Origin of the sequence: Sulfurihydrogenibium sp. (assembly GCF_028276765.1) — a bacterium.
In the GTDB taxonomy this organism is placed as follows: domain Bacteria; phylum Aquificota; class Aquificia; order Aquificales; family Hydrogenothermaceae; genus Sulfurihydrogenibium.
In genome coordinates this window covers 1-22,018 of the sequence record NZ_JAPYVU010000022.1, presented here as the reverse complement: position 1 = coordinate 22,018, position 22,018 = coordinate 1, and the positions used below count along the sequence as shown (strand labels likewise).

Below are 22,018 nucleotides of genomic sequence, written 5' to 3'. Positions count from 1 at the left end.
GGAAAAAATGTCAATTTTTAATCTTTTTGAAAAACAATCATCAGCAAATATAGCCAAAGAAAGACTTATGATGGTTTTATCATATGAAAGAAAGGGACTGCCGTCAAATTTTGCTGACATATTAAAAAATGACCTTATAGCAATTTTTTCAAAATATCCGCAATTTGATTCGGATAATATAGAAGTTGAGATAAAATCTGAAGATGATAGAGATGAACTTTGGATAAGCATTCCATTTGCTAATGGTAAATAGATGGAAAAAATAACGTTTGCTTTACCAAAAGGAAGGCTTTTCTCTCAATCTATAGAAATTTTCCAAAAATCCGGAATTCTTAGCGAAGACATAGATCAAAATACAAGAAAGCTTATTTTAGAATCTAAGGATTTTAGGTTTTTGATAGTAAGGTCTAAAGACGTTCCAGTTTATGTAGAATCTGGAATTGCAGATATAGGCGTAGCTGGAGATGATGTTTTGTTAGAATCAAATTCTAATGTTTATAAACCGGTTGATTTAAAGGTTGGATACTGTAACATTGTCGTTGCAGGCAAGCCAGAAGATAAAGAATTTTATTTTTCAAATCCATCAAATATTTCAGTTGCTACCAAATATCCAAAAATAACCCAGGAATATTTTTCTCAAAAAGGTATAAATGTTAAGATTTATGAGCTTTATGGCTCTGTTGAGCTTGCTCCATTGGTAGGACTTGCAAGGTTTATCGTCGATATTGTAGAAACAGGCACAACTCTTAGAGAAAACGGGCTGGTTGTAATTGAACCAATAAGACCATCGACAGCAAAGCTCATCGTAAATAGAATAAGCTATAAATTGAAATCAGAAAAAATTTTCCCAATCATTGAAAAAATAGAAGAATATTTAGAAAGCAAGACATAAAGAAATAAAATCACTTTATCGTTTACTTAGAGTACTGCAAAATTTTTTAAGTTGGGTAAAAATTTAACGAAAGTAGAAAAAGAAATCTTTTTTAGCTAAAGTACAGCTCTTAATTAAGATAAGGGCTTAAATAAAAATATGTACCATTTCCACTTTTATCGTGTATATATCCACAACTACTATTATTTTTAAGCACTTTGTCTTTTACAAAATGCACTTTGTCAGCAGGAGTGTTATAAACTATGCTACAAACTCTATCAGAATTTATAGAGCTGTAGTTATTATACTGAAAAGCTTCAAAATCCGTTTCGTTACTTTCAAAAACTACTATTTTATCGCTTATGTTAAAAAACTTTATGTCTACGTTAGTACCAGGATTTAGTATTACAAGCTTCCTTTTTGAATTTGCAAAAGTATAGATATCTCTGTAGTAATTATACTTTTGAATGTCTTCAGAAACTTCATCAATAAAAAATCCATCTATTTTGTCAGCTCCATACAATGATAGCCATTCGTTTATATCGTTTTTTACGTCTTCTAAATTTCTGTTCCCATAATTTGTATAAACATATCCAATTACATAGAAACCTTTCGTTTTTAATTTATTGATTGTATTTAAATAGTTAACATCTGTTGTATTGCCAGGACCATTATCTGGATTAGTTATTACATAGACAATTTTAGATGTACTTAAATTATATAATTTTTCCCATTCTGGTTGATATTGCCCAACCGGATAGGAGTATAAAGGAATTATATAGGATGTAAAGTTATTTGGATTACTGTTTGCCGGATTGTTTGAATTAGAAGAAGAGCCGCCACAGGCTACCAAAAAAATAAAAAATGTTATTAAAGAAATCTTTTTCATTCTATTACTTCTACTCTACCCTTATTAACTTTATATATTAAATCAGCTCTATCTTCTACTTCTTCATCATGAGTTATAACTATTAGCTGTTTTAAAAAATTTTTTTCTTTAAAATCTCCAAGTAAATCTATAAGCTCTCTCTTTCTTTCTTGGTCCAAATGAATGGTCGGCTCATCCAAGATTAAAAAGTCTGTCTTTTCATTAAAAAGTCTTGCTATTGCCAATCTTAACGCTATTGCAAGTGCTATTCTTTGCCCACCGCTTAAAGCTTCGCTGGAAACCTCTATATTACTTGCTCCAACCTCTAAAGCATCAAAGATAATATCATATTTTTCAGTAAATCTTAGTCTTGAAAATTGAGTAAACCCAAACTTTTCAAAAAGCTCTTCTGTATACTTAGGTAGTAAGTATAACGCCTTTTCTTCAAGAACTTTACATACATAATCTACAGATTCTATAGCTTTACTGTATTTCTCTATCTTTATTTTTAAAGCTTCTATTTCTTGCTCTTTATTTTTTAGCTCTTCGAGAGATTTTTCATAATTATTAATTTCATTCTTCAGGCTGCCTATTTTTCCGGATAGTTCCAAAAGCTCTTTTTGATAATTATCTTCTTTTTCTTTAAGAAGCTCTTTTTCTTTTAATAGCTTGTCTAACTCTGTTTTATCTAACTTTTCTCTTAGTTCTGAGAGTTTTTTATTTTTATTTTCAAGCTCTGTTTCAAGTTTTTTTATATTTTCTTTGATTGTACTTTCTTCTTCAATTTTTTGCTTTGCTTTTAGATACTCTTCTCTATACGGCTTTAATTCTTCAATTTTCTCTTTTGTTTCCCTTAGCTTAATTTCAATCTCTTCTTTTGATGATGTAGAAAAATCTATTTGATTTAATAAGTTGTTTATCTTTTCTGTCAATTCTTTAATTTCTTTGTTTAGATTTTCATACTCTTTTTGAATATTTTTTGATTGTAGATTTTTGAAAACTCCATAATCTTTTTGATGCTCTTTTATAAACTGGTCGATTTCCTCTTTTTGTTTCCTTAAATTTTCTTCATTCTTCAGCTTATGAGTAAAAATGTTAAGTTTTTCTTTTGCTTGTTTTAATTCGTCTTCTCTTTCTTTTATTGATTTATAAATTGGTTCTAATTCGGTTAATAACTCTTTTATTCTATCTTGTTCTTCCTTTTCTTCTTTTAAAGATTTTAGTTTTTCGTCCAACTCTTTATACTCTTTTCTTTTTATTTCAAGGACTTGCTCAAGTTCTTTAATTAAATCTTCTTTCTGATGTTCTTCAATTGGTCTTAGACAGGTTGGACATTTTCCTTCCAGCTTTTGGATGCTTTCTAAACTTTCTCTTAAAGCCTTACCTTCAGTTCTAACTTGGCTTAATTTATCTTCCAACTCTTTTATCTTTTTTTCTAACTGCTGAAGTTTTAATTTGTTAGTTTCTTTATACTCTTTTATCATCAAAGGATTTAATCTTAAAGTCTGGAATTTTTGATGTATCTTAGTTAGATTATCTACAATTGCCATATATTCTTGTTTCTTTTTTTGAATATCTAAATTTATTTTCTCAATTTGTTTGCTTAACTGCGAGATTTCACCTTTAATTTGGTTTAATTCAGTTAATTTTGATTCAATCTGTTTTAAAGAGCTTTGTTTTTCTTCAAACTCTTTAGCCTTGTCTTTAAAGCTTTCTAAAAATTTTAAATCTTCTTCAAGCTGTTTAATTGATTCTTCTTTGCTTTCTTTTGTAATGATTAACTTTTCTATTTGGCTAAGAAGCTGATTTATCTTTTCAAGATTTTCAAGTTGATTAAATTTACTTTCTAATTCTGAAAACTTAGCCTTTAAACTTTCAATCTCTTTAAGTTGATTTTCATAATTTTCAATATTTGCTTTTATGTTTCTTATACTTTCTTCTAACCTTCCAATTTCTGATTGTAAGTATGAAGCTTGTTTTTCTTGGTCTTCTATTTCTTTTAACTTTTGCTTGATATTATTTAGCTTCTGGTTTAGGTCTTCGTAATTTTTTAATAAAATCTCAAATTGATTGTTTAGTTCTTCAAGATAATGCTGAATCTGATTTTTATCAATTTTTTGAATATCTTCTTGTAAGTATTCTAACCTTGTTTTTACTCTTTTTTGATTTTCTTTAAACTGATCTTGAATTTTTCTGTAAAGATTTATGTTTAAAAGGTCTTCTATGATTTTCTTTCTTTCTGCTGGCTTTTCTCTAAGAATCCCTTCTATTTCACCTTGTTTTATTAAGACCGATGTAAAGAATGTTTTTTTAGTCAGTCTTGTTATTTTTGGAAGAACTTTATTTACCTCTTTTTGATAATACGGTCTAAATCTGCCATTTTCATATATATAAATTTCTGAATTTGTATTTACATTTTTTCCTGTTTTATTTATTTCTTTTATTACTTTATAAAGTCCATCTTTTGTTTCAAATTCAAGCTCTACTTTCGCCTGTCTTCTTCCCCATTTAACTAAGTCTTTAAGATTTCCTTTATCTGAATCTCCAAAAAACGCAAATTGAATAGCTTCAATGATTGAACTTTTCCCTGACCCATTTTCACCAATAATTGCAGTTATACCATTTGGAGAAAACTCTAACTGAGTATCTTCATGTATTAAAAAGTTTTTTAGAACAATTTTTCTTAGTATCATTTCTTAACTTCTTTGCCGAGTTTTTCTTCCACTGATTTAATTTTTCCTTCTATCCTATTTTGTGCATTCTTTCTAATATCCATTTTGATAACAGTGTAAACTCTATTACAATCCGGTTCAAGCTGTTTGTATGCTTTATGTATAATTTCAAGGGCTTCTTCCATAGTGTTGGTCTCAAAAACTGTTCCCATTGGAGTAAGTCTGTAAGGTATACCTGATTCATCTATCATTTTAATTATTCTGCTAACATAAGGACTTACACTTTCTCCTTTATCTGTTGGAAACATTGAAAACTCTACTAAAAACGACATGACTTTTTCCTCTAAATTGAGATTTCTATAATTATTATAACAACTTTTAAGCTAAATTAAGAAATGTGACGTGTAAAACAAGTTTACTTTTGTTTATTTCCAGGGCCAAGAAGTTGAAAAGCTTTCTCTTTTAAAGAAGGTAAGTGAAAGTTAAAAAAAACAAAGACTTTCCATCAGGTTTAGAAATGATAGTCAAGATTGCATTTTATCAAAATTTTTAAAACAGATCTCAGTCAAACCTATCCCTGTTGCTATCATATTTCAACGCCTTAAAAATGGTAAAATAAATATATTAAATTATTTTTTCAGAGGTTTCATGATGAAATTAAAAGCCTACAAAAAAGACTTGCAGGAAGCGTTTAAGAAAGTCATATCAGAAAAAAAGGCAGCACTTCCTATTTTGACAAATTTCTTACTAAAAGCTGAAGATGGAAAACTAACAGTTTACGGAACAGACTTGGAAGTGTATACTTCATACACTATACCTGCAGATGTTGAAGAAGAAGGCTCTATTTGTGTAAACTCAAAAAAGATGATAGACATTTCAAAAGTCTTGGCACAAAATGAAGCTTTGCTTTATACAGATGGAGAAACTTTAAAAATTACGTCAGGAAAAACAAAATACAGCCTACCGACTTTTGACTCTGAAGATTTTCCACTACCAGAAAGTTATCCGTCTGATTTAACGGTATTAATAAGCGGTAAAGAGCTTTTAGAAGGAGTATCCAGGACAATTTATGCCGTTTCAAAGGATGAAAGTAGATTTGCTTTAAATGGCGTTTGTTTTTCATTTATCGATGATAAATTAGAGTTTGTAGCAACAGATGGACACAGGCTTGCTTTATACTCTACACAAATCACCGGGAAAGGACTTGAAGGTAAGTATATTGTTCCACAAAAAGCGTTAAATGAGATTAAAAAACTTGTAAGTGATGTTGAAGATGTAGAAGTAGCAGTCTCTGGAAGTAGTATATTTTTTAAAGGTTCAAACTATATTTTATCTGCAAGATTGCTTGAGGGTATATTCCCAGACTATAAACAGGTTATTCCAGACAGCTTTAACATTGAAATAACGCTGTCTAAGTCAGAGTTGATAGAGTCTATAAAGAGAGTTATTATTGCAGAGGATAATGATAATAAGCCAATAAAGTTAAAATTGGTTAATAACAAACTAATTATATCTACACCATCAACAAGCGATACATACGCAGAGGATGAGATAGAAGTAAGTTATAATGGTGAAGAGTTTGAGATTGGCTTTAATGGAAAATACATTCTTGATGCTATAGATGAGATAGAGAATGAGAATATAGTCATAAAATTCATAAATAAAGACTCTCAGACTGTAATTGTTCCGGAAAATCCGGAAGAAAGATATTTAGCGGTAGTAATGCCAATGACGATTTAACTTGGAGGTTATTAAGAATTGGAAAAAAGAAAAGATAATATACAAAACGATACAGAATACTCAGCTGAAGCTATTCAGGCTGTGACCGGTCTTGACCACGTTAGAGCAAGGCCTGCTATGTATATTGGAGATATTGGCGAGAGAGGTCTGCATCATTTAGTTTGGGAAATAGTAGATAACGCTGTTGACGAAGCAATGGCAGGCTATGCGAAAAATATAACTGTAATAATCCATCAAGATGGTTCTGTAACTGTTGAAGATGATGGTAGAGGTATTCCGGTAGATATTCATCCGGAGTTTAAAATTCCGGCTGTTGAAATGGTATTTACTATTCTTGGAGCAGGTGGTAAATTTTCTAAAAAAGCGTATCAATACTCCGGTGGTCTTCATGGTGTTGGTGCGTCGGTAGTAAACGCCTTATCTAAATGGCTTGTTGTTGAAGTATACAGAAATGGAAAGATTTATAGACAAGAATATTCATACGGAAAACCAGTTCATCCATTAAAAGAAGTTGGAACAACAACAAAAAGAGGAACAAAAGTAACATTTAAACCGGATGACAGTATTTTTGAGACAACAACCTTTAAATATGACACAATAGCAAAAAGAATTAGAGAATTAGCATTCTTAAATCCAGGAGTAAAATTTACAGTAATTGATGAAAGAAAGGATATAAAAGAAGAGTTTTATTATGAGAATGGTATTATAGACTTTGTAAGAGTTTTAAACCAAGCCAAAGACCCATTATTTCCGGATGTTATTTACATAAAAGGAGAAAAAGACGGAGTTTTAGTAGAGGTAGCATTTCAATATAACACAAGCTACAATGAAACCTTAGAAAGCTTTGTAAACAACATTAAAACAGTAGAAGGTGGTACCCATGTATCGGGCTTTAGAGCTGCGCTGACAAAATCTATGAACAAAACCTTAGCCGGAATGAAGCTTCCAAAAGAGTTAAAAAGTGGTGTAAGTGGAGATGATTTAAGGGAAGGTTTAACGGCTGTAATATCAGTAAAAGTTCCGGAGCCGCAGTTTGAAGGACAAACTAAAACAAAGCTTGGAAACCAAGATGTTAAAAGAATCGTTGAATCGGTAGTAGGTGATTATCTAATAGATTTCTTCGATAAAAATAAAGATATAGCTTTAAAAATAGCAGAAAAGGCTATTGAGGCAGCAATTGCAAGAGAGGCTGCAAGAAAGGCTAAGGAAATTTCAAGAAGAAAATCATTCTTGGAAGATAGCTCATTGCCGGGAAAGCTTGCTGACTGTTCTGAGGATAATCCGGAGATTTGTGAGCTTTTCATAGTAGAGGGGGAATCAGCTGGCGGTTCTGCAAAGCAAGGAAGAGACAGAAGAACTCAGGCAATCTTGCCACTTAAAGGTAAAATACTAAACGTAGAAAAGGCAAGGATAGATAAAATCTTATCAAACGAAGAAATAAGGGCAATCGTAAACGCAATAGGAACTGGAATAGGACTACCGATTAAATCAGAAGATGAAGAGAATAAAACAGAAGAAGGATTTGATTTATCTAAGTTAAGATATCATAAAATAATCCTTATGGCGGATGCTGATGTAGATGGTTCTCATATTACAACTCTTTTACTTACGTTATTTTATAGATACTTCCCACAAATTATTGAAAACGGACACTTATATATAGCACAACCACCACTTTACAAACTCAAAAAAGGCAGGTCTGAAATATATGTTAAAGATGATGAAGAATTAGCAAAAATCGTTATTGAGTATGCATCTGACGAAGTTAGTATAGAGGGTAAAAATTTAAACAAGCTTGAAGTAAAAGAAATAGCAAAATTAAGCAGAGAATACAAAGATTTAAAACAAAGCATCTATAAAAGAAAAGATAAAAAAGTAATAGACGAGATACTGAAGCTTAGTTTAACAGAAGAAGATTTAAGGTTAGAAGAAAAGGTAAAAGAAATTGTAGAAAAACTCAAGGAAGTTCTAAAAGAATACGAAGTATATTATAAGTACGACCCGGAAGAGGCAGACTACGATATTTTTGTTGAAAGAAAAGAAAGATTTTCAAAAACTGTCAACAAAATAGATGTAGAGTTTTTATCTTCTTATGCTTACGTACGAGTTAAAGAAGTAGAAAGAATTTTATTAGAAAAGCTCGGCACGCTACCGATCGTTGTTAACTACAAAGATAAATCAATAACGGTAGAAGATTTAGACAAACTCTATGATGTTATTTATGAAGCTGGCATGACTGGCTGCGAGATTCAAAGATACAAAGGATTAGGAGAAATGAACCCGGAGCAGCTTTGGGAAACAACCATGAACCCAAAAACAAGAAGATTATTACAAGTAAGCATAGAAGATGCAGCGTTAGCAGATGAAATATTCTCAATATTAATGGGTGAAAAGGTAGAACCAAGAAAAGAGTTTATCATGAAATATGCAAAAGAAGTTAGAAACTTAGATATCTAAGAGGTTATAGTTGAGATTAAAGTTTTTAATAGTCTTGTTGCTTGGAATTTTCTTTTTTGATAAAAGTTTTTCACAAGAGCCTAAATATTATGGCTGGGATTTTAAAGTAATAAAAATAAAAGACCATTACTATCTACTTAACCAAGAGGTTTTCAAGCTTAAAGAAAATGGAGAGTTTGGGGAAAATTATATATACAAAGTAGAAGAGGATACCAATTTTGTTGATTTGGCTTATAAATTAAAAGTTAGCTATTATGAATTAAAAGAAGCTAATAAATCTGTCAATCCTTTCAAAGTTGAAAAAGGAACGGTTATCACGATTCCTTTAAAGAAAAAACTTCCGGAAAATTTTAACTATAATACTGTTTACGTGTCTTTAAAAGATAAAAGATTGTATTATCCAGTAAAATTGGAAGACGGTGATTATGTAATAACCTTTCCTGTTGGCACAGGAGACGAAGAATATCCAACTCCAACAGGTGAGTTTGCTATAACAGAGAAAAAAATCAATCCTGACTGGATAGTCCCACCAAGTGTAAAGGCTAATAATCCAAAATTGCCACCGGTTGTACCTTTTGGAAGTCCGGAAAATGGTCTTGGTACCAGAGCTTTAAGATTAAACGACAGCTCCTACATGATTCATGGAACAAGTAAAAGAAGTGAAAAAGGTGTAGGTATGAAAATCTCTTACGGATGTATCGTACTGAGAAATGAAGATATAGAAAGGTTGTATGATTTAGTAGATTTAAACACAAAGGTTATCATATTTGAGTGAGAAATGAAGAGTGAGAGGCGAAAAGTATAATTTATAAAATATTATGCTTTAGATGAAAAATTTGGGATTTTTATAAAATTTAGATAAGGAGATCCTTCGGCCTTCGGCCTCAGGATGACGAGGAACTTACGAATGGTGTCATTCTGAGCGAAGCGAAGAATCCCATAATTTTGTTTAATTTTTTGCCTGACGTGTAAAAGTTTGTTTATAAAATTTTATAAAATTTATAAAAGGAGTTGTAAATGGGAAAAAAAACTTTAATTTACGTTTTATTTTTAACTATTTTCATAAATATAGGGTTTGCCATGTCTGAAAAAAAACAAAGTATAGAAGTCAAACCTTCCAAAAATCAAAATGTTGAAGTAAAGGAAACAGTAAATATACCCGGATTGATATTTAAAACAGATAAACAGGTTTACTCAAAAGCAGAGCAAGTTTGTTTTACATTAGAAAATCAATCTCAAGCAGAGTACATACTTCCATCTTCAGCACCTTATGCAATTTTTAATAAAGAAAAGCCGGAAGTTGCTATTTACTCTCCTGTATCAGCCCAAGTTATAACACCTTTAAAACCAAAGGAAGTTAAAAAATGGTGCTGGGATCAAAAAGATATAGAAGGAAAAGAAGTTTCGTCGGGAGATTATTTTGTAAGATTAACAATTTTTGATAAATCAGGAAAAGTAAACTTTCTAAAGGCGGATTTTACTATAAAACTTAAATGAAATTTCTAAAAAACACTTTTATATTTTCTATAGCCACACTAATCAGTAGAGTTTTAGGATATTTAAGGGATGCGGTTGTAGCTTACTACTTTGGAGCAAATCCGGCTACAGATGCTTTCTATGTTGCTTGGAGGCTTCCAAACACCCTCAGACAGCTTGTAGCTGAAGGAAGCTTCAACGCTGCATTTATTCCAATCTATACTCAAGAGTACTCAAAATCTCCCGAAAATGCAAAATGGTATGCATCATCATTATTTACATATTACACGATAGTTTTGATAGTACTGACTTTATTAGTCATAATTTTTGCTCCTTACTTTGTAAAAATCATAGCTCCCGGATTTGCCAACAAAGGGAATTTTGACCTTACTGTTGAGCTTGTAAGATGGATTTTTCCTTATCTAATTTTGATAGGTTGGACATCGTTCTATATGGCTTTATTAAACACTAAGGATAGATTTTTTATTCCGGCAGTAGCACCAGCACTGCTAAATCTTGCCTTTGTGATTACCTCAGTAATTTTGTCATATTCAATGGGAATATACTCATTGGCGGTTGGAGCTTTACTTGGTGGATTTTTACAGCTAATAATACAATTTCCGCTTGCAATCAAGGAAGGATTAATCGTAAAACCAACTTTTACAATCCACCCTGAAATTAAAACAACACTAAAAAAACTTGGACCGGCGTTTTTGTCTTTTGGAGTAAGCCAGTTTGCCTTTGTAATAGATACGGTTTTAGCATCTTTTTTAATAGCCGGAGCAGTTACTTATCTGTATTATGGGAATAGAATATTTCAGCTTCCGCTGGGTGTTTTTATAATTGGACTTGGTAATGCTCTCTTAGTGTCTCTCTCAAAAAATTATGCAAATAAAGATTTTGAAACTTTTAGAAAAGACCTCACATTGAGTTTGAAATTTTCTATCTTTATCTCAATGCCAGCAACCATTGGGATGATTTTTCTTGGCAAAGAAATTATTGATGTTTTATTAGTAAGAGGTGCTTTTAACGAAAAAGATGCTCAGCTAACATACTATGCTTTGATTGGTTATGGTCTTGGACTTCTTGGATATTCTTTAACAAGACCTTTCAAAAGTGCCTTTTTTGCAATGGGAGACACTAAAACACCCCTTTACTCAACCATGATTGGGATTATAGCAAGTATTATTTCTGCTGTTGTTTTGACGTTTATCTTAAATTTTGGTGTTTTTGGTCTTGCATTTGCATCATCTCTCGGAGGATATATAAACACAATCTATCTTTACAAGCATTTTAAAATGAAGATAGATTTAAAAGAAATTTTTAAGACATTTATAAAAGTATCCATTGCCGGCTTTGTTATGATTCTCTTTATAGAGGCTTTAAAACTATTTGTTTTTAATAAGTTTATAGTTGTATTTGTTGGAATTTTAATAAGTGGCGTTGCATACTTGTTTGTTAATTATTTGTTGAAAGAGGATACAACGATTTTGTTTGTTAATATCGTTAGGAGAAAGCTGAAAGCTTAAATTTGTCAAACCTGACATGAGGGTGTCCCAAAATTTTTGTAAATTTATCCTTCCTTGCTATCCTGAGATCGAAGACCAAAGGATCTCTTTTTCGATTTTTTGACTTGAAAAGAAAAATAGGAGATTCTTCGCTTCGCTCAGAATGACAATTTGGTTTTTTGGAACACTCTTACTATGGAGGTAATTTCTCACCCAAGGTATACAATGAATTATATATTTTGTATAATATATGTTGGATGAAAAATTGGTTTAAAAATGAGATTCTTTGGACTAAAGTCCTCAGAATGACAGATAAAGGTTTAATTATAAGCGTTTTGAGTAAATCGAAGAATCTCAAACTTTATTGAATTGTTGCACAGTAAGGAGGAAATCGATGAAAAAAATTATTTTACTTCTATTTGTTTTATTTAACCTATCTTATGCTGAGTTAAAGGCACCGGATTTTCAGCTTAAAGATGAGGATGGGAAAATAGTTAAATTATCAGATTTAAAAAATGATGTAGTGTTAATAACTTTTTGGGCTACTACTTGTCATTCTTGCAAAAAGGAACTGCCGGAACTTCAATCAAAGCTTTATCCAATCTATAAAGACAAAGTAAAATTTTATGCTATCGTCATAGATACTGACAATGTGAGTAAAATCAAGCAAGTAAAAAAAGAATGGGGCTTTTCTTTTCCTGTTTTAATTGGCAACTATGAAGTGATGGAAAAATACAGAATAATAGGAACTCCAATAACTTATATAATCGGAAAAGATAACAAGATCGTAAAAATCTTTATCGGTCCACAGGATATTAATAAGTTCAAAGAAGCATTAGAAAAAGCTTTAAAATCTTAAATAGGAGTTAGTGATGGAAAATATTACCGTTTTAGCAGCATTTTTAGGGGGTATATTAGCATTTTTATCTCCTTGCGTTTTGCCAATCATTCCGGGCTATATTGCTTATATCTCAGGAATTACTGCCTCAGGTCAGCAGGAAAAAACATTTGATTGGAATGTAATAATTTCTGCTGTAGCTTTTGTAATTGGTTTTTCTATAGTCTTTACATCTCTTGGTGCTGCTTCTACATTTGTAGGTCAGTTTTTGCAAGAGTATAAAGCAATTATATCTAAGATAGCTGCAATAGTTGTAATTTTGCTTGGCATTCATTTTACAGGCATCTTACAATCTGAAAAGGCAAAGCAGATTGTTGGACTTATTTTAGGTTTAACGTTATTGTTCTACGGATATGATTATTACACATCAAAAGAGATTTTTGGAACCGGGTTTTATGTTTTCTTGGTAGGTGTAGCACTTGCGTTGTTTTATTTTACCGGTATTTATAAAATACTTTATGAGCAAAAAACTACAGAAGTAAAGAAAAAACCACCGGGACCAATTGGAGCCTTCTTGGTAGGTATTGCTTTTGCTCTTGGTTGGACGCCTTGCATAGGTCCAATTCTTGGAGCAATTTTATTGGTAGCTTCTCAACAAGAAACAGTAGCACAAGGAACAATTTTATTGTTTGCATTCTCTATGGGTCTTGGAATTCCATTTATTCTAACAGCAGCTGCGATAAATGTATTTTTTAAATTCTTTAATGTAGTTAGAAAATATTTTGCAGTAATTGAGTTTATAGGTGGAATTTTACTTATTTTAATAGGTATTCTTTTAATGACGGGTAATTTTGAAAAAATTTCTTCTATGCTGGGATAAAAGCCATTGGATGGCAGGATAAGGTAAAAAGACTATGAAAATTTGCAGCACTTTTCAATTAACTGAGACTGCTTGCAAAAATCCACATCGTCATTCTGCAGCCGGCGAAGAATCTTGATCTCTAAGATGTCATTCTGAGCGAAGCGAAGAATCTATACTTTTATTAAAGGTGTTCTAAAAATCAAAAAAACTTCTTTTTTAAAATCAAGATTGATAGAATAAACAAAAATACACAAATTAAAATCATGTAGAAATTCCAAAGAATAGCCCAAGCAATAGCTAACTTCTTAGCTATATTCTTTGATAACTGTCTCAATGGATGCTTTATTTTTATTCTAAGAGTTTGCTTTATCTTTATAGCAGGAATAAGTCCAATGTCTAAGATTTTTTGTATTATGCTTATTGAATCATAACCCTTATCAGCTATAAAAGGTAGTCCTTTGATAAAATCTACTTTGTTTAATATCTGATTTAACATCTTTATTTCACTTGCATAAGCTTTGCCTGTTTCACATCCTAAAATTAATGCTTTACCTCTATTCCTCTTCTCCATTTAAGGTTATAAATATCTCCATAGGCAAAACCTGTAGCATCTGCTATGTAGTGCTGCCCTGTTTTTTCCAGTAATAATTTTAAAGTGTTTTCATTAATCTGTTTAATCCTCTAATGATAGTCATTTAGAGAAGGAGTTTTAAAGCCAAGATATTTAAGTTCTTGAAGAACTTCTCTATAAGAATATTGTTTTAGTGTTTGATATAGAAATATAGCTATTATAAATTCATCTTTGTATTTTCTTGGTCTATCTCTTTGACTATTTTTCTTTTCCTTATATTCAATCTTTTTTAAAAAATCTTTTTGTAAGCTTATAGATTTGTTTAAAGGATATTCCTGTTTTTCTCATGCAAACATTCCATTTTTTGATTTTGTGTATTTAATTTTAACTGAGAAAATAATTTTGGAACAGTCTCTATCCCTCCTTTGGCGATATTATGATATAATATTAGATTACTGGATGGGTGTCCGAGTGGCCGAAGGAGCAGCACTGGAAATGCTGTGTACGGGCAATCCCCGTACCGCGGGTTCGAATCCCGCCCCATCCGTTAGAGTTTAAGACAGAATTACAATCCGGGACCCTCCGGATAGAAGACGGTGAACCTCCCCAGGTCCGGAAGGAAGCAAGGATAAGCCGATCCTTCTATGCCGGAGCGGTATCCCGGTTTATATAAAACTAATTGATTGATTAGGCAAGTAAGCGAAAAACATCCTCTAATTCTCAAGTCACATTATTAACAAATCTTAACTAAATCTTAATAAATTTTAAACAAAAATTTCATAAAATATAATCTATGGAAAACATATTAAAGTTCAGGCTTTTAGATAATAGTATACTTTTTAGCTTATTCGTATTAGAGCTTATACTTTCAGTAGGATTATTTTTAAACCTTATAAAAATCTTCTACGATATCTATAGCTCTTATCCTAACATCAATGAAATCATAAAACATCTAATAAACAATGCATTATCTATGTTTATTCTGATTGAGATTATAAAAAGCATCAATGACTATATTTACTACAAGAGAATAAGAATTTCTGTTGTTTTAGACGTATCAATCATAATTCTTTTAAGAGAGCTTGTGCTTGGCTTATACCAACATACAATTTCCGAAAGCTTTGCTATCATGATAACAGGAATAATTTTTATAATGATAATTGCAAGAGCAATAACGATAAAATTTTCTCCAAATAACTATAACAAAGCAGGGGCGTAAAGATGGCATTGATTTATGTTATTGAAGATGATGAAGATATCAATGAGCTTTTGACTTACAACTTTAAAAAAGAAGGCTTTGATGTAAGGTCGTTTCCAAACGGTAAAGTTGCTTTTGAACATATCAAGCAAGAAAAACCGGATATCGTTGTTTTAGATTTAATGATGCCGGAAGTTGATGGTCTTGAGTTTTGTAAGCTTGTTAGGTCTGATAAAGAATTAGAGCATATTCCGTTAATAATGCTAACGGCAAAAAGTACTGAGATAGATAAAATTGTTGGTCTTGAGCTTGGTGCAGATGATTATGTGACAAAACCGTTTTCATTCAGAGAGCTTCTTGCGAGAGTAAAGGCACTTTTGAGACGTTCTAAATCTCTTCATTTTCCTACCGCAAAACCAGAGTATAAGTTTGGAGATTTAAAAATAAGTCCAGAAAAATTTGAAGTAACGATAAAAGGTCAGCCGGTTCATTTGACAACTACTCAGTTTAAGCTTCTCTTAGCACTTGTAAACTCTCAAGGTAAAGTATTATCAAGAGATTACATAATAGAGCATGTTTGGGCTTGGGATAAAGATGTTTATGATAGAACAATTGACGTTCATATAAAAAAATTAAGAGAGCTATTAAAAGAATATGGACACTGTATTAAAACAATAAGGGGAGTAGGATATAAGTGGGAATGTGAGCCTACCCCGTAATCCTTTACATTTGCGGAGTTAAAGATTTCTTTTCAAAGTGGTCAGAAGTTTTTTGTTAAACTTTATACCCTCAGTTGGATAATCAGCGCGGCATAACAGATGACAGGGAAAGGTTGAATGATAGGCATCAGAGAAAGGGTAAACTTATTTATCATTTTGAGCAAAGCGAAGAATCTCTTACTTTTGTTGCATTTCTAAACCTACGTATAAACTATCATCCAAAATCAACAGTCTTTTAATAAAATCTCATACAGCTGTTTTACTTTTTCTTCAAGCTCTTGAATAGTGCCGGTATTTTCTATTATGTAGTCTGCATATTTTCTTTTTTCTTCTATATCCATCTGTGCGTTGATTCTTGCTAAAGCTTCTTCGTAAGAATAGCCTTTATTTTCTATCAATCTTTTTATTTGAAGTTCTCTTGGTGCGTAGACTAAAACAATCTTATCATATTTTTTATAGCTTCCTGTTTCTATCATAAGCGGTACAGATACGAATAAAACTTTATCTGAATTTTCTTTTTTATTAATTTCTATCCACTTGTCAATCTCTTGATTAACTTTTGGATGTAGTATATTTTCAAGAATTCTCTTTTTTTCATAATCGTTAAACACAATACCTGCCAACTTTTTTCTGTCTATGTTTCCTTCATTATCAAAAACATCAGGGAAATATTGTCTTATCTGGTTTTTAACATTCTCATCACTTAGTAGTTTATGAACAACCTTGTCTGCATCTATTACCTTTGCACCAAGATTTTCTAAAATTTTTTCTACAGCTGATTTACCTGTTGCTATTCCACCTGTAAGACCTATTACTTTCATAGAGAATCCTTTTTTATGTCTTTAATATGCACGTCTAATTGTGGATATGGAATTTCTATACCTTCCTTTTTTAATCTTTTTAATATTCTCTTTCTAAGCTCGCTTTGAACTAAAAAACCATTTTCATAATTTGCTGCAGAGAAATAAAGCGTAAAGTTTAAAGAGCTGTCTCCAAAGCCGGGAATAAATCTAAGTACTGGAGCAGGGTCAAGTAGCAGTTTATCATTTTCTTTTGCTAAGTTATACACTTCTTCCATTACTATTTTTTCAAACTTGTCTATATCTGTATCATAGCTAATAGGAATCTCTATGGCTACTCTTGTTAGCTCTACAGGCTTTGCAAAATTAACAACGATGCTTTGAGCAAGTTTTTCGTTAGGAAGGATTACAACATCGTTAGATAAAGTTTTTATTGTTGTAGTACGCCAGTTAATATTCGTAACATAACCTTTTTTACCATTTTCAAGCTCTATGAAATCACCAACCTTTATATTTTTCTCAAGTAGTATATAAAGACCTGAAAAAATATTTGATAGTGTATCTTTTAAAGCTAAACCTATTGCAAGACCACCTATTCCAAGCGTTGTAATGATTGGCATTATAGAGATATCAAGATAAGACAGCATTATTAATATTCCAATCAAATATATAAAAACTTGAAGTAAGATAAATATCAGTCCTGTCTCTGGAAGATTTTTATTTTGTAAGTAAAGTTTAACGATTCTTGTGGAAAGATTTGCAATCAGTATTGTAATTGAGAATATCAATAAGACGTCTATTACTTTTGTTATCAGGTTTATATGATTTTGGGGTAATTTTGAGAGATAGACCGTTGCATGTGCAGAAAGTAAAATTACCCAAATTAAAGATGGAATTTTTATGCTTTTATAGATAGTATTTAAAATATCATGCGATAGACCTTTAAACCTCTTTCTAAATGTCTTTAAAAATCTTAAAGCTGTAAGCCTTAAAATGTATAAAACAACAAAAGAGCCAACGAATAATATCAGGTCTTCATAATTCTTCAATAAATCATTTATCATTTTTTCTTATCTCAACGCTTAATTTGTGAGCTTCAAGACCCTCGGACTTAGCCATATTAATAGCATGTTTTGCTACTCTGTCAAAGCCTTCTTTTGATACGTAAATTACAGAGCTTCTTTTTATAAAGTCATAAACTCCAAGGGGAGATGAAAATCTCGCCGCTCTTGAAGTAGGCAATACGTGATTTGGTCCAAGGATGTAGTCTCCAAGTGGTTCTGTTGCATACTCTCCAAGGAATATTGCCCCGGCATGATATATTTTGTTAAGTAAATCAAACGGATTTTTTGTTATGATTTCTAAGTGTTCAGGAGCAATATAGTTTGAAACTTCACACGCAGTATCTAAATCGTCTACGATAAAAGCATGTCCATAAACATTCAAAGATTTTTCTGCTATTTCTTTTCTTGGAAAATCTTTTAAAAGTTCTGTATATAAATACTCTTTTACTTTTTTTGCAAGGTCTTCTGACGTTGTAACAAGTATGGATGCTGCCAGCTCGTCGTGTTCTGCTTGAGATAGTAAATCTGCTGCAACCCATTTGTAATTTGCAGATTCATCTGCTATCACAAGAATTTCTGAAGGTCCTGCTATCATGTCTATGTCAACTATTCCATATAAATTCTTTTTGGCTAAAGCAACGTATATATTGCCCGGACCTACAATTTTATCAACTTTTCTAACTGTTTCTGTTCCATAAGCCATTGCAGCAACTGCTTGAGCGCCACCAATTCTATAAACAGTATCTATACCACATACAAAAGCAGCTGCTAATGTGTATTTGTTCGGATTTGGAGAACACATAACAATCTCTTTAACGCCGGCTACCCTTGCAGGAGCTGCATTCATGATTACACTTGAAGGATAAGCCGCCTTGCCACCTGGAACGTATAGTCCAACTACTTCCAAAGGTGTTATTTTCTGACCAAGGATCATTCCCTCTTCTTCTTTAAAGAAAGATTTTTCTTTTTGATGTTCATGAAATTCATAAATTCTCTCATAAGCTACTTCGTAAGCCCACCTAACATCATCTTCTATCTCGTTATATGCTTTTTCAAGCTCTTCAAATGGAATTACAAGGTCTTCCGGATTTAACTTAACTTTATCAAACTTTTCTGTAAATTCTACAAGAGCCTCATCTCCCCTTTCTTTTACTTCTTTTATGATAGTTTTTACAATAGGTTCGTATTTTTCTGTCTCTATATCTCCTCTTTTTATTAAAAATTCAAGACTTTCATCCTCTTTAAAGTATCTTCCTCTCAAATCAACGATTTTCATCAATTTCTCCTTGTGCAGATGTAATAAAAAATATTATATCAACAATAGATGGTAAATACCTTGGGGTAAGAAATTAACAGTTTTTATAAATTTAAAAAACCTTGGGTGAGAAATTACCGGTTTTTATAGAATTTAAAAATGAGATCCTTCGGCCTTACGGCCTCCGGGATGACACGGAAAGGTAAAATTACAAGAATTTTGTAACACTCTTATTTGTAGTTCATTCTCTTTTATTGTATAATTTAAAATGAGGTATATTTTTTAAAGAGGTGGTTTAATATGTGTGGTATTTTTGGAGTTTATAATAATAAATCTGCTGCTGAGCTTACATACTTAGGATTGCATGCATTGCAACACAGAGGACAGGAATCTGCCGGGATAGCTGTTTCTGATGGTTATGATATAAATCTAAAACTTGGGCAAGGTCTTGTCAATGTAGCAATAAAGGAAGAAGACCTTAAAGAATTAAAAGGAGATTTGGCAATAGGTCATGTAAGGTATTCAACAGCTGGCGGTTCTAATCCAAAAAATATTCAACCTTTCTTTGCTCACTTTTACGGTGGAAGTTTTGCAATCGCCCACAATGGAAATCTTGTCAATGCAATGAGATTAAGACATGAGCTTGAAATGGAAGGTGCAATTTTTAGGTCTACATCAGATACAGAAGTATTTATACATCTTATAGCAAGGTCTAAACAACCCGCTCCACCACATATAAACCTTCATAAAAATGATGAAGATTTTCTGCCACATGTTTTTGAAGCAATGAGAAAGGTAAAAGGTGCATATTCTCTGCTAATTTTGAGAGAAAAACAGCTTATAGCCATAAGGGACCCATACGGATTTAGACCGTTAGCTCTCGGAAAAAATAGATTTGGAAGTTATTTTGTCGCATCAGAAAGTTGTGCATTTGATATTGTAGATGCTGAATATTTAAGAGATATAAATCCGGGTGAGGTACTCGTCATAGACGATGCTGGAATAAGGTCATACTATCCGTTTGAGCATACAGAAAATCCAAAAAAATGTATCTTTGAGTTTGTTTACTTTGCAAGACCGGATAGCAAAATTTTTAAAGATTGGGTGTATGAAATCAGAAAAGAAATGGGAAGAAGGCTTGCAAGAGAATATCCAATAGATGCAGATTGTGTAATTCCTGTTTTAGATTCTGGATTACTTGCAGCAATGGGATACAGTGAAGAAAGTAAAATTCCTTTTGAAATTGGTCTTATAAGAAATCATTATGTTGGTAGAACTTTTATACAGCCACTTCAAGAAATCAGAGATCTATCAGTAAGATTAAAACTAAATCCAGTTAGAGAAGCAATAGAAGGAAAGAGAGTTATCGTTGTTGATGACTCAATCGTTAGAGGGACGACAAGCAAAAAAATAGTAAACATGCTTAGAAAAGCCGGTGCTAAGGAAGTTCACATGCTTATAAGCTCACCGCCTGTAATTAGTCCTTGTTATTACGGAATAGACACACCGACAAAAGAAGAACTCTTAGCATCCCAGATGACTGTTGAAGAAATAAGAAAATTCATAGGTGCAGATAGTCTTTATTATCTTTCGTTAGAAGGAATGATAGAAGCTGCAAAATCTAAAAGTTACTGTACAGCATGCTTTACAGGAATTTATCCAGTGTTAGATGAAATTTTTACAGAAGTAGGAATATCTTAAACAGGAGGGTAGATCATGGCAAGAGTAGTAGTACCTTTAGCAGACGGTTTTGAAGAAATAGAGGCAATGAGCATTATAGACATTTTAAGAAGAGCTGGAATAGAAACTATAATAGCAGGACTTCACGAAGGACCAATTATAAGCGCAAGGGGTGTAAAAGTTTTACCGGATACTACCATAGATACTATAAAAGCTGAAGATTTTGACATGATTGTCTTACCCGGCGGTCAGCCAGGAACAGATAACCTTAATGCAGACGAGAGAGTTAAAAAGTTAATACAAGATTTCTACAACAAAGGAAAGCTTACAGGTGCAATTTGTGCAGCTCCGTACGTCCTTGCAAATGCAGGAGTTCTTGAAGGAAAAAAAGCTACATCCTATCCAACTTACAAAGAAAAACTTGGAAATGTTGATTACTTAGAAGATATAGTCGTTGAAGATTCAAATGTATTGACATCAAGGGGACCAGGAACAGCTGCATGTTTTGCTTTAAAAATAGTAGAAAAATTAGCAGGCAAAGAAAAGGCAGACCAGTTAAAACAGGCAATGTTATTTAACTGTTAGTATGAAAAAAGAAGATTTACAGCCACATGATTGGTTTTTTAAGATTGTCTTTTCGAATCCAAAAAGTGTAAAAACCCTTATTGATATTTTTCTACCAAAATTATCTAAAAAGATTGAAATAGATAGCTTGAAACTTGTCAATACTGAAAAGCTTTCAAAGAAAAAGAAAAAATTTATGCTTGACTTACTTTATTCTTTTAAGATTAAAAACAATGATGCTTTTTTAAGATTGGTTTTTGAACATAAATCGTACGTAGACCCAAACTTACCAATACAGTTAAAATACTATGAAGCTGTTTTATGGGAAGAATCTTTGAAAGAAAATAAAAAATATCCACCTATCATCAACATTGTTTTATATCATGGAAAAGAAAACTGGAACATTCCAACAAAACTGCCAGAAAATTTAGATAGAACATTAGAAGAGCTTACGTCAAACCTCAACTATACACTTATAGATTTAAGCAAAATTGATGACGGAAAGTTAATATCTTATGAAGACTATTAGATTTAAGCAAAATTGATGACGGAAAGTTAATATCTTATGAAGACTATTGTACTGTTTTAAGCCTCTTGACCATGAAATATATTTTTGAAAACGAAGAAAATTTGGATATAATTTTTAAAAGATTGGCTTTATATAAGGATTCAGAATGTATATATTTTATTCTTGATTACATAGTAGCAGTAAAAGAAGATACAGAAAAGATAGAACAGATGCTAAAAGAGGTTTTTGGAGGTGAAAAAGAAATGATGACCTTAACAGGAAAATGGAAAATGGAAGGTAAAATGGAAGAAATTAAAGAGGGAATTAAAGAGGGAATTAAAGAGGGAATTAAAGAGGGAATTAAAGA

20 protein-coding genes, 1 tRNA gene, 1 other RNA gene and 2 pseudogenes are annotated in these 22,018 nt (G+C 31.8%); 17 read left to right on the top strand and 7 right to left on the bottom strand.

Going from position 1 to position 22,018, the window contains the following annotated elements:
• Positions 1 to 7: 7 nt before the first annotated feature.
• Together minE and hisG are read left to right on the top strand one after the other, a co-directional pair.
• A complete protein-coding gene (gene minE / locus Q0929_RS04960) occupies positions 8 to 253 on the top strand; it encodes a cell division topological specificity factor MinE (RefSeq protein WP_299238529.1) in 246 nt (81 codons plus the stop codon).
• The gene (gene hisG, locus Q0929_RS04955; RefSeq protein ID WP_299238527.1) at positions 254 to 892 is read left to right on the top strand and encodes an ATP phosphoribosyltransferase; all 639 of its coding nucleotides are present in this window, start codon (positions 254 to 256) and stop codon (positions 890 to 892) included.
• Positions 893 to 1,001: 109 nt separating this feature from the next.
• Here hisG and Q0929_RS04950 read toward each other — a convergent pair whose 3' ends face one another.
• Genes Q0929_RS04950 through Q0929_RS04940 form a run of 3 tightly spaced genes read right to left on the bottom strand, consistent with a single transcriptional unit; the run spans position 1,002 to position 4,743 of the window.
• The gene (locus Q0929_RS04950; protein ID WP_299238525.1) at positions 1,002 to 1,760 is read right to left on the bottom strand and encodes a spherulation-specific family 4 protein; all 759 of its coding nucleotides are present in this window, start codon (positions 1,758 to 1,760) and stop codon (positions 1,002 to 1,004) included.
• Complete coding sequence (locus Q0929_RS04945) at positions 1,757 to 4,432, bottom strand: AAA family ATPase (protein WP_299238523.1); 2,676 nt, start codon at positions 4,430 to 4,432, stop codon at positions 1,757 to 1,759. Before Q0929_RS04945 ends, Q0929_RS04950 begins: the two co-directional genes overlap by 4 nt.
• On the bottom strand, positions 4,429 to 4,743 hold the full coding sequence (locus Q0929_RS04940) for an MTH1187 family thiamine-binding protein (protein WP_299238521.1): 315 nt from the start codon (positions 4,741 to 4,743) through the stop codon (positions 4,429 to 4,431). Before Q0929_RS04940 ends, Q0929_RS04945 begins: the two co-directional genes overlap by 4 nt.
• A gap of 316 nt (positions 4,744 to 5,059) precedes the next feature.
• Here Q0929_RS04940 and dnaN point away from each other — a divergent pair, with 316 nt between their 5' ends.
• From dnaN to Q0929_RS04905, 7 genes are all read left to right on the top strand, one after another.
• On the top strand, positions 5,060 to 6,151 hold the full coding sequence (gene dnaN, locus Q0929_RS04935) for a DNA polymerase III subunit beta (RefSeq protein WP_299238519.1): 1,092 nt from the start codon (positions 5,060 to 5,062) through the stop codon (positions 6,149 to 6,151).
• Between the two features lie 18 nt (positions 6,152 to 6,169).
• The gene (gene gyrB / locus Q0929_RS04930) at positions 6,170 to 8,608 is read left to right on the top strand and encodes a DNA topoisomerase (ATP-hydrolyzing) subunit B (RefSeq protein WP_299238517.1); all 2,439 of its coding nucleotides are present in this window, start codon (positions 6,170 to 6,172) and stop codon (positions 8,606 to 8,608) included.
• A gap of 10 nt (positions 8,609 to 8,618) precedes the next feature.
• The gene (locus Q0929_RS04925) at positions 8,619 to 9,383 is read left to right on the top strand and encodes a L,D-transpeptidase family protein (RefSeq protein ID WP_299238515.1); all 765 of its coding nucleotides are present in this window, start codon (positions 8,619 to 8,621) and stop codon (positions 9,381 to 9,383) included.
• Between the two features lie 242 nt (positions 9,384 to 9,625).
• Positions 9,626 to 10,105: a hypothetical protein gene (locus tag Q0929_RS04920; RefSeq protein WP_299238513.1), complete on the top strand. Its 480-nt coding sequence runs from the start codon at positions 9,626 to 9,628 to the stop codon at positions 10,103 to 10,105.
• Positions 10,102 to 11,613 (top strand): murein biosynthesis integral membrane protein MurJ, encoded by a 1,512-nt coding sequence (gene murJ, locus Q0929_RS04915; RefSeq protein ID WP_299238511.1) that lies wholly within the window; start codon positions 10,102 to 10,104, stop codon positions 11,611 to 11,613. Before Q0929_RS04920 ends, murJ begins: the two co-directional genes overlap by 4 nt.
• 373 nt (positions 11,614 to 11,986) lie before the next feature.
• Positions 11,987 to 12,451, top strand: a complete 465-nt coding sequence (locus Q0929_RS04910; RefSeq protein ID WP_299238509.1) for a TlpA disulfide reductase family protein — start codon at positions 11,987 to 11,989, stop codon at positions 12,449 to 12,451.
• 13 nt (positions 12,452 to 12,464) lie between these two features.
• Positions 12,465 to 13,310 (top strand): cytochrome c biogenesis protein CcdA, encoded by an 846-nt coding sequence (locus Q0929_RS04905; RefSeq protein ID WP_299238507.1) that lies wholly within the window; start codon positions 12,465 to 12,467, stop codon positions 13,308 to 13,310.
• A 181-nt stretch (positions 13,311 to 13,491) separates the two neighbouring features.
• Here Q0929_RS04905 and Q0929_RS04900 read toward each other — a convergent pair.
• Positions 13,492 to 14,211, bottom strand: a pseudogene (locus Q0929_RS04900) (transposase).
• A gap of 109 nt (positions 14,212 to 14,320) precedes the next feature.
• Between Q0929_RS04900 and Q0929_RS04895 the strand changes: the two are divergent.
• From Q0929_RS04895 to Q0929_RS04880, 4 genes are all read left to right on the top strand, one after another.
• Positions 14,321 to 14,410: transfer RNA gene (locus Q0929_RS04895), tRNA-Ser, on the top strand.
• A gap of 23 nt (positions 14,411 to 14,433) precedes the next feature.
• Positions 14,434 to 14,532, top strand: an RNA gene (gene ffs, locus Q0929_RS04890) — signal recognition particle sRNA small type.
• Between the two features lie 124 nt (positions 14,533 to 14,656).
• Positions 14,657 to 15,082, top strand: a complete 426-nt coding sequence (locus Q0929_RS04885) for a phosphate-starvation-inducible PsiE family protein (RefSeq protein WP_299238505.1) — start codon at positions 14,657 to 14,659, stop codon at positions 15,080 to 15,082.
• Positions 15,083 to 15,084: 2 nt separating this feature from the next.
• Positions 15,085 to 15,780 (top strand): response regulator transcription factor, encoded by a 696-nt coding sequence (locus tag Q0929_RS04880; protein ID WP_299238503.1) that lies wholly within the window; start codon positions 15,085 to 15,087, stop codon positions 15,778 to 15,780.
• Positions 15,781 to 16,004: 224 nt separating this feature from the next.
• Here Q0929_RS04880 and coaE read toward each other — a convergent pair whose 3' ends face one another.
• The 3 genes from coaE to hisD are packed head-to-tail and all read right to left on the bottom strand — an operon-like array spanning position 16,005 to position 18,920.
• The gene (gene coaE / locus Q0929_RS04875; protein ID WP_299238501.1) at positions 16,005 to 16,601 is read right to left on the bottom strand and encodes a dephospho-CoA kinase; all 597 of its coding nucleotides are present in this window, start codon (positions 16,599 to 16,601) and stop codon (positions 16,005 to 16,007) included.
• Positions 16,598 to 17,644 carry a mechanosensitive ion channel family protein gene (locus tag Q0929_RS04870; protein ID WP_299238499.1) on the bottom strand — a complete coding sequence of 349 codons (1,047 nt, stop codon included), beginning with the start codon at positions 17,642 to 17,644 and terminating at the stop codon, positions 16,598 to 16,600. Before Q0929_RS04870 ends, coaE begins: the two co-directional genes overlap by 4 nt.
• Entirely contained in the window at positions 17,634 to 18,920 is a 1,287-nt protein-coding gene (hisD, locus tag Q0929_RS04865; protein WP_299238496.1) for a histidinol dehydrogenase, read from the bottom strand. Before hisD ends, Q0929_RS04870 begins: the two co-directional genes overlap by 11 nt.
• A 279-nt stretch (positions 18,921 to 19,199) precedes the next feature.
• On the opposite strand from hisD, the gene purF reads away from it, so the two are divergent.
• The 4 genes and pseudogenes from purF to Q0929_RS04845 all read left to right on the top strand — a co-directional run.
• On the top strand, positions 19,200 to 20,600 hold the full coding sequence (gene purF, locus Q0929_RS04860) for an amidophosphoribosyltransferase (RefSeq protein WP_299238494.1): 1,401 nt from the start codon (positions 19,200 to 19,202) through the stop codon (positions 20,598 to 20,600).
• A gap of 15 nt (positions 20,601 to 20,615) precedes the next feature.
• Complete coding sequence (locus Q0929_RS04855; RefSeq protein WP_299238492.1) at positions 20,616 to 21,164, top strand: DJ-1 family glyoxalase III; 549 nt, start codon at positions 20,616 to 20,618, stop codon at positions 21,162 to 21,164.
• A gap of 1 nt (position 21,165) precedes the next feature.
• Positions 21,166 to 21,672, top strand: coding sequence for an Rpn family recombination-promoting nuclease/putative transposase (locus Q0929_RS04850; protein WP_299238490.1), 507 nt, complete (start codon positions 21,166 to 21,168; stop codon positions 21,670 to 21,672).
• A 71-nt stretch (positions 21,673 to 21,743) separates the two neighbouring features.
• Positions 21,744 to 22,018 (top strand): annotated as a pseudogene (locus Q0929_RS04845) (hypothetical protein); the annotation flags it as partial.

Coding starts and splice junctions, on each gene's coding strand:
- minE (WP_299238529.1), top strand. CDS start 8: ATGTCAATTTTTAATCTTTTTGAAAAACAATCATCAGCAAATATAGCC.
- hisG (WP_299238527.1), top strand. CDS start 254: ATGGAAAAAATAACGTTTGCTTTACCAAAAGGAAGGCTTTTCTCTCAA.
- Q0929_RS04950 (WP_299238525.1), bottom strand. CDS start 1,760: ATGAAAAAGATTTCTTTAATAACATTTTTTATTTTTTTGGTAGCCTGT.
- Q0929_RS04945 (WP_299238523.1), bottom strand. CDS start 4,432: ATGATACTAAGAAAAATTGTTCTAAAAAACTTTTTAATACATGAAGAT.
- Q0929_RS04940 (WP_299238521.1), bottom strand. CDS start 4,743: ATGTCGTTTTTAGTAGAGTTTTCAATGTTTCCAACAGATAAAGGAGAA.
- dnaN (WP_299238519.1), top strand. CDS start 5,060: ATGATGAAATTAAAAGCCTACAAAAAAGACTTGCAGGAAGCGTTTAAG.
- Q0929_RS04920 (WP_299238513.1), top strand. CDS start 9,626: ATGGGAAAAAAAACTTTAATTTACGTTTTATTTTTAACTATTTTCATA.
- murJ (WP_299238511.1), top strand. CDS start 10,102: ATGAAATTTCTAAAAAACACTTTTATATTTTCTATAGCCACACTAATC.
- Q0929_RS04910 (WP_299238509.1), top strand. CDS start 11,987: ATGAAAAAAATTATTTTACTTCTATTTGTTTTATTTAACCTATCTTAT.
- Q0929_RS04905 (WP_299238507.1), top strand. CDS start 12,465: ATGGAAAATATTACCGTTTTAGCAGCATTTTTAGGGGGTATATTAGCA.
- Q0929_RS04885 (WP_299238505.1), top strand. CDS start 14,657: ATGGAAAACATATTAAAGTTCAGGCTTTTAGATAATAGTATACTTTTT.
- Q0929_RS04880 (WP_299238503.1), top strand. CDS start 15,085: ATGGCATTGATTTATGTTATTGAAGATGATGAAGATATCAATGAGCTT.
- coaE (WP_299238501.1), bottom strand. CDS start 16,601: ATGAAAGTAATAGGTCTTACAGGTGGAATAGCAACAGGTAAATCAGCT.
- Q0929_RS04870 (WP_299238499.1), bottom strand. CDS start 17,644: ATGATAAATGATTTATTGAAGAATTATGAAGACCTGATATTATTCGTT.
- hisD (WP_299238496.1), bottom strand. CDS start 18,920: ATGAAAATCGTTGATTTGAGAGGAAGATACTTTAAAGAGGATGAAAGT.
- purF (WP_299238494.1), top strand. CDS start 19,200: ATGTGTGGTATTTTTGGAGTTTATAATAATAAATCTGCTGCTGAGCTT.
- Q0929_RS04855 (WP_299238492.1), top strand. CDS start 20,616: ATGGCAAGAGTAGTAGTACCTTTAGCAGACGGTTTTGAAGAAATAGAG.
- Q0929_RS04850 (WP_299238490.1), top strand. CDS start 21,166: ATGAAAAAAGAAGATTTACAGCCACATGATTGGTTTTTTAAGATTGTC.